Genomic DNA, 6,573 nt, shown 5'->3' with positions numbered 1-6,573 from the left:
CCGCCTCCAGGCCATCGAGCGAGAGACCGAAGTGGCCTGACAACTGGGGACGTTCGCCCGTACGCGACCGGGGAGACAAGCCCGTACGCCGACACCTGGCGAACCACTGCGGTGGGCCGGAGAGATAGCAGTGCAGGAAGCTGGGCTTGAGATGGTTGGCGCGGGCCAGGCGCCGGATGTATGAGTCGGAGGATTCTCCGAGGCAGGGGCGGAGGCGGACCGGCAGAGGCGCATACCGGGGCGGCAGTTCGCTGTTCACCGGGACGCTGCGGTCTTCGTGGCCATCGAGGCGGTGGTGTGGGCGGTGTGGTCGAGCGGGATGGCCTGCAGACTCCGCTTGGTGATCTTCTCGGTGCCGGTGAGGATGGCGTCGATCGCGGCTCCGCGGATGGCGTGGGAGAGGGATCCGATCATGCCGCCGGTGTGGTTGTGCAGGAAGCGGTCCAGGCTGGTGAGCGTGCCTGGGCGGTGGTCGTGCAGCCGCAGGGTGTCTTCCATGGTGGCGACCAGGCCCTTCCATTCGCTGTTGCAGGGGAATGGGCGGGAGGGGATCAGGGTGAAGCGGCCGGCGATCTGGGCGCCGCGTGTCCCGGACAGAAGGCTGGATTCGGCGATGTCGATGCCGGCATAGACGAAGGTGGCGGGCAGGCGCTCGGAGAAGTACTTGAGGGTGTCGGCGACTTCGGCGCCGTGGCGGCTGGTGAGTGAGATGTTGTGGAGCTCGTCGACCAGCACCAGACCGGTGCGGGTGTCGGTGCAGACCCCGACCACGGCCTCGATGATGTCGGTGATGTTCGAGCGGGCCCGCACCGGCAGTCCCAGGAAGCGGGCGAACTCGGTTGCGATCATGCGGGCCGTCGCGGCCGGCGGGACGGTGACGTAGACGACCGGGATGCGGTCGTTGACGTGTGGGTGCCGGGCCCGGTCAAGGAGTTCGTGGGAGCGTCCCAACTGGGTGATGGCGATGGTCTTTCCGGTGCCCGCGGGGCCGGAAACGATCAGCCCTCGGCGGGCGCTGATCGCGTGGCGGTTGAGCAGGACCAGCCGACGGCCGCAGATCGCCGTCTTCTCGACGAACGAGGTGGCGATCGTGAGCATGCGGGCGTGATGGTCCAGGCGGTCTTCGTCGTAGAGGTCCCGCTCGGGTACTGGCATTTGCTGCCACGTGCTCCGGGACGACAGGGCCGGGGGTTCGGGCGGCCCGTCGATGAACCTGCGCCATCCGGTCAGAGTGTTCAGCTGTCGGCCGGCCTCGGCGTCGGACTCCCGCAACACGGCTTGCCGGGGTGCCGGTGTGGATGAGGTCACGGGCGCCTCCAGGGGTTGGCGAGCGGGTCGAACAGGCCCAGCGGGATGACCTTGGCCGGCGGGGTGTCGGTGTCCTCATCCGCCGGTTCGCGGTCGGCCGGAGGATCGGGGATCTCCCGGCCTGGGGCGGTTGCCCGGGTGCGGGCGGCAATCCGGCGATCTTTCTGAGAGCGTTTGGCCGCAGGGCCCTTCTCGTCTAGGGGGCCATCGTGGGCGCGCTGGAGCAGGGCGGCCGCCGCATCCGCGATCTGTGTCTCGTTGCGGCCCGGGACCTGTTGGCGGGCGTGGTCCCAGGCCATTTCGCCGAACGGGACGCCGACGCGGTGCAGGTGCCGCCAGAACGCGGTGATCCACCGGTCCCTGTCGCCGCGGCGGTCGCGTACCCAGATCCGGGAGACGTCGTAGGGGTCGTGGTGGATCTCCCACCAGCCGTTCTTCTCGGCGATGCCGGAGCGCTGACGGCGCAGCGGGTTCAACTCCGGGCTGTCGTAGGTGCGGTGGTTGATCTTGATGCCGTAGGCGTTGATCGCCTGCCACCGTTCCGGCAGCAACTCGACGTAGTCCTCACCGCTCAGCGGGGCCGGGACGTAGCCGCTCGACTCCAGCAGCATCGCGTACTTCTCGTTCGGCGAGAAGGCCCGCTTCGGTGCGTCGGGGTCACGCAGGGAGTCGTGCGGCCGGTTCTGCCAGACGGCGACGATCCACTCGTCGAGCAGTTCTTGCAGCTCGGGCAGCGACCACAGCGGTCCGTCCTCCAAGTGCCGGCCGCGGCGGTCCACCGACCGGCCGGTGTAGCCCGCGACGAACTGCGCGAACAGCGTCGCCACGGACCCCAGGGTCTTCTCGATCACTCCCTTCTCGAAGGGCGATGCCTTGTGCGTCGGCTGCAGCGTGATGCCCAGAAAGCGGCAAGAGGCCCGGAAGTTGTTGGAGATGAACAGCTTTCCGTGGTCGCAGACGACCGTCTCCGGAACGATCACCGGCCGCGCCGCTGCATGCTCCAGCCGCTCGTCCAATTCCAGCAGCCGGCGGTGCGGCAGTGCCGACCGGGACATGCGCAGCGACTCCGACCAGCCCGGGCGCATCATGTCCGGCGTGATGCTGCGGGCCACCAGGGCGGAGGCATCGGCCGCCTTCGTCGTCGGCCGCAGGACCGCCGCAGTGATCGACCTGGACGCGATATCGACCAGCGCGGTCAGCTCAACCTTCTCCGCGATGCCGTCGTCCAGCCTGACCAGGACATCCAGCGGACTGGAGTCGATCTGCATCAACTCGCCCGGTGCAATGGCCGGGACTTCCCCGAACGGGCCGGCCGGACGCGCATGCAGCGAGCGGCGCGTGGTTGCCGAGCCGGTCGCATGTGTCCCGGCGGCCAGTTTGTCGAACAGCCGGTAGAGCGTGCGCTCGTGGGGCATTTCGATGCCGTCGCCATCCTCGCCGGCTGCCAGGATCTGCTTGGTCCGCCAGATGGTGAATCGGACTGTCCTCGAGGAGGCATCGGTCGTCTCGGCGATCGCCTGCCGCATCGCGTCGACCACCGCCGGGGCGATCTGGCCGAAGGGAGGCAGCTGCTTGGCCGTCCGGCCGTCGGCCAGCCCAACCAGCCCGTCGCGGCGATAACGCTGGCGCCGCTGCTTGACGCCACTGGCCGTCATCCGATGGCCCGCCGCCGTCAGCTCGGCCGCTTTGGCCCGCTCGCGTTCGGCCAGCGAGTGCAGCCTGGGGTCGAACTCCGGCCGCGGCACCGCCCCCTGGGGAGCATCCGGCGGCAAACCGTGCAACACCTCCAGGATGTGCCCCTCCCACCAACGGGCCTGGTCAGCGGCCGTCTTGGGGTACTCCGCGATCCGGGCTGTCGGTGGAACCCGCCGCCCCTGCTCCGTCATCCGGCACCCCCACCGGCGAGGCGCACGACCGTGCGCGGCCCCAGCAGCTCGACCGACATCCCCTCGGCGGACAACTCCTGCCGCCACAGAAGGTGGAACAACACAGGCAGCGTCGCGAGCCGGTCGCCGGCGCTGTCGGCCCCGGCCATCAGCGGCACCGGTTGCGAGAAGACTTCCATCAGCCGGGCCGCCACCGGATGCTGCCGGCAGCGCGGGTGACGGTAACGCGACAGCCACCGCACGTTCGCCAGCAGCACCGCCTCCGGCCTCCCCACCCGCTCAAAGCCCCACCCGGCCTCGGCGCAGGCCCGGCGCGTCACCTCGAACGCTTCCGCATCCCGCGGTGCGATGCAGTCGTCGGCGCGGACATCGACAACCACGGCCGAGCCATCCGCGCGGCGCACGAAGAAGTCCGGGGCATGCCGACGCTCACGCGTCCCGTCGTGCCAGTGCAGCCAGAACGGCTGGGAGGCGACCCCCACCACAGCCGGATCGAAATCCATGAGCACGAGACGGTCCCGCTCCAGCCACGACTCGAAACCGACATGCTGCCGAGTCGTCGCCGCCCAGTACCAGCCCGGGAAATAGCGCCCACCCGGCGGCCACCGAAACGGCCGCACCGGACGAGCGTCCTCGAACCTGACCGACACACAGTCCAAAAGCGGACGCCGACGACGCTCACGCTTGCCCACCACACTCGACACCTCGACGTACGGCGCCGCCCCTTCCGACCCAGCCGATACCGACATACGACACCCCCAGCCTGCATACCCGTCACGACTAGATTCACTGTCAAAGAAGCCGAAACGACTGGATTCGCTGTCAAACGCCTCGATTGGATGACAACGCGACTGGGTTCGCTGTCAAAGGACAGTGACCTTGACCTTGCACTGCCGGTGCTGAACAGTGCGGTGGTGGCGGAGCGGATTTCGTCGACAACCGGAAGCGTCCCGGACGATCAGCTTCCCAGCGTCGTACGACTGGACGATATTTGACGAGATACGCTTCGGTCGCGTGACCTTAGGGGCGTATTTCGGTGGGGTCCGTGCAGTCAGTGACGGCGACGCTGTAGGAGTCTGCTGGCCGGGGGCAGGGTCTCATCGAGGCATAGGGGAGCTCACGGGATGTCGCACACTGGGCGCAGAGGCACAGCCGGGCTGAAGGTAGGCTTGGTGGTCGGTTGTCAGGGACGCTTGCGAGTAGCTGGTCCCTCAGCTCCATCGGCTCCCTCGTTCAGCGCTTGGGCGAAGTCATCGGCGTATTCGCTGATGCGCTGAAGGATGCGGAGTCTGGCGCCTCTGCGGTTGCTGGGGGTCTGCAACTGTCCGATGGCGGAGACCAAGGGCTTGGTACTTTGCCTCGCTCTGCGAAGTGCTTCGATCGATGGGCTGTGCAGATGGTCGCCCTGGGTGACTCGAGCCCACACGAGCGCGGTTACCGCAGCCCGGGTCAAGGGGGACTCCACGTTGGCAAGGCGGACCAGGCCTTCCGTGAGCGCAGCAAGGTCCTTGACAGGGATCTGCCAGGTACGCAGCGCTCGACGACGCGCAGCGAAATTCACGTTCAGTGGATCAGCGTCCAATTCCTGCGCGAGGGTCTCGACTGCAGTGTCGAGCAGTGGCCAGAGACCGCCGGGCAGCAGGCTTCGCTTGAGGACGGCAAGGCTACGTTGGGCGGCGATCCACGGTACTCCCAGGATGACGGCGCATTGTGGCCAGGTTCCGCCGCCAGCCATTTCGACGAGCTTGAGGGAGGCTACTCGGCGTAGATGCCGTGGCTTCCAGACATCACCGGAGTCCCACAGGGACGTCAGATCACCGAAGTGCGCACCGATCCATGCCTCGGGCAAGAGAGCGGGGACATGCTCGATCCCGAAATGGACCTGACGTGAGGGAACGTGCTGTCTGGCGTGGTGATGGCCACCCGCACGGTTGAAGCCAAGGGACCGCTGGGCCAGGGCTCTTGACAGGTCTGGGGAGACGTCCATGCGTCGGAAGGCGGCACCGGTGTTCGCTTCGTTTCGCGTGAACGCTGCGGTCGCGAGCGGCTGGATCCGCTCGCGAAGGGCCAGGTCGTCCTGGCCCCGGCCGCCGAGCAGGGTGTCCGCGGCCAGCAGCAGTGCTCCGCACTCGGCCGGGTCTTTGGGCGCCGCCCATGCATCACGGACGCGCCTGCCCGGGCTGCGGTTTTCCCGGAGGGCGGTCCAGGCGGCAACGTGGCGGGCAATCAGGTCGGCGACGGCGCTGGAGGGGGCAAAGCGTGCACTGTCGGGCCAGCTGAGCCGGATGAGTTGAGCGGCGGCTATCAGGTCGGAAAAGAAGTGCTGCTCTGGATTCGAGTAGTTGCTGCTGATCGCGGGCGGATGTTCAGTGGCGGTCAAATGCCGGTCGATACGTCGCTGTAGGGCGAGCATCATGACCAGGTCACTGTCCGGTTGCTCGGCTACCCGGGCCGTCTGGTCGAGTCGCGCTGCACACGGCGGTATCCGGACGCTGGTACCGACAGGGCCGGGCGCGAGGCGATGGCGGCACTGCGCGGGGTGTAGTCCACCGATCGTGCGCTGTGTGATGAGCCCTTGCCGTTCGGTGTTCGAGGACCGGTTCGGATGACCTCCGCACTGTGGACATCCGCTCTCCAGGACGCGGCTGTGGGCAGTGCACGCGAAGGAGACCGGGACATGCCAGCGCAGTCTCCACGGGCCTCCGTACGCGCTCTGAATCGCGCTTCCGTCTCCAGCCAGGCAGTCGGGGCAGTAACGGCTGGACAAGCTGAAGGCCCAGGTGCGTCGGGCGGAGGCCATATTGCGACTGCCGCCCAGACGCATGTTGGCCAGTGGCGGATAGGCCGCGGCCATGGCTGACAGGGTGAGCGCGTCGGCTTCGCCTTCGCGGAGGGATGCAGCTGCCTCGAGAGACTCGGTGGCTTCTGCGGACAAGGTGATCAAGTACTCGGCTGGCAATCGGTGTTGGTGACGGCTCAGTCCGCACAGCGCGGCGATCCTGGCCGGCGAGCGATCCAGTCGGTAGGCAAGACGCAGGAGCAGGCCTGGCAGGGACTCTTCCGGCAGCGGAGCGAGACTTCGTGCCAGTGGACGGGTCGTCAATGGACCGGACCCTGCTGTCGTGCGCCAGTGGGGGTGGTGGGGTTCGGCACTTCGATTCGCAGGTCAGTTCCTTCGTCGCAGGCTCGGGCGAGCTGGGCAGCGTAGGATGCCAGCCGCCGACTCAGCGTCGTGTAGGACGGCCTGCGCTGAGTCCTGCTTGCGAATAGCGCTGCCTCTTCGGTCAGTGAGCTTTTTCAGCGTGGCCACCGATCGGGGGAAGGCGTCGGGGTTCGCAACGCACGAGGCTCCCGTGCCGTTGAGGGAGGTGTTCGACGT

The 6,573-nt window shown here is 67.7% G+C and carries 4 protein-coding genes and 1 pseudogene; all 5 read right to left on the bottom strand.

Going from position 1 to position 6,573, the window contains the following annotated elements; translation table 11 throughout:
- Nucleotides 1-255 precede the first annotated feature (255 nt).
- A complete protein-coding gene (locus tag ACFY1U_RS50900; RefSeq protein WP_390700925.1) occupies nt 256-1,308 on the bottom strand; it encodes a TniB family NTP-binding protein in 1,053 nt (350 codons plus the stop codon).
- Nucleotides 1,305-3,194, bottom strand: coding sequence for a Mu transposase C-terminal domain-containing protein (locus ACFY1U_RS50895; protein WP_390700924.1), 1,890 nt, complete (start codon nt 3,192-3,194; stop codon nt 1,305-1,307). Before ACFY1U_RS50895 ends, ACFY1U_RS50900 begins: the two co-directional genes overlap by 4 nt.
- Nucleotides 3,191-3,943, bottom strand: coding sequence for a TnsA-like heteromeric transposase endonuclease subunit (locus ACFY1U_RS50890; RefSeq protein WP_390700923.1), 753 nt, complete (start codon nt 3,941-3,943; stop codon nt 3,191-3,193). The genes ACFY1U_RS50895 and ACFY1U_RS50890 overlap by 4 nt, the downstream gene beginning before the upstream one ends.
- Nucleotides 3,944-4,377: 434 nt before the next feature.
- Nucleotides 4,378-5,610, bottom strand: coding sequence for a hypothetical protein (locus ACFY1U_RS50885; RefSeq protein ID WP_390700926.1), 1,233 nt, complete (start codon nt 5,608-5,610; stop codon nt 4,378-4,380).
- A gap of 231 nt (nt 5,611-5,841) precedes the next feature.
- Nucleotides 5,842-6,297: pseudogene (locus ACFY1U_RS50880) on the bottom strand (TniQ family protein); the annotation flags it as partial.
- Nucleotides 6,298-6,573: the final 276 nt, after the last annotated feature.

It is taken from the genome of Streptomyces sp. NPDC001351, from assembly GCF_042896045.1.
In the GTDB taxonomy this organism is placed as follows: domain Bacteria; phylum Actinomycetota; class Actinomycetes; order Streptomycetales; family Streptomycetaceae; genus Streptomyces.
This window is presented reverse-complemented; position numbering and strand designations above follow the sequence as displayed.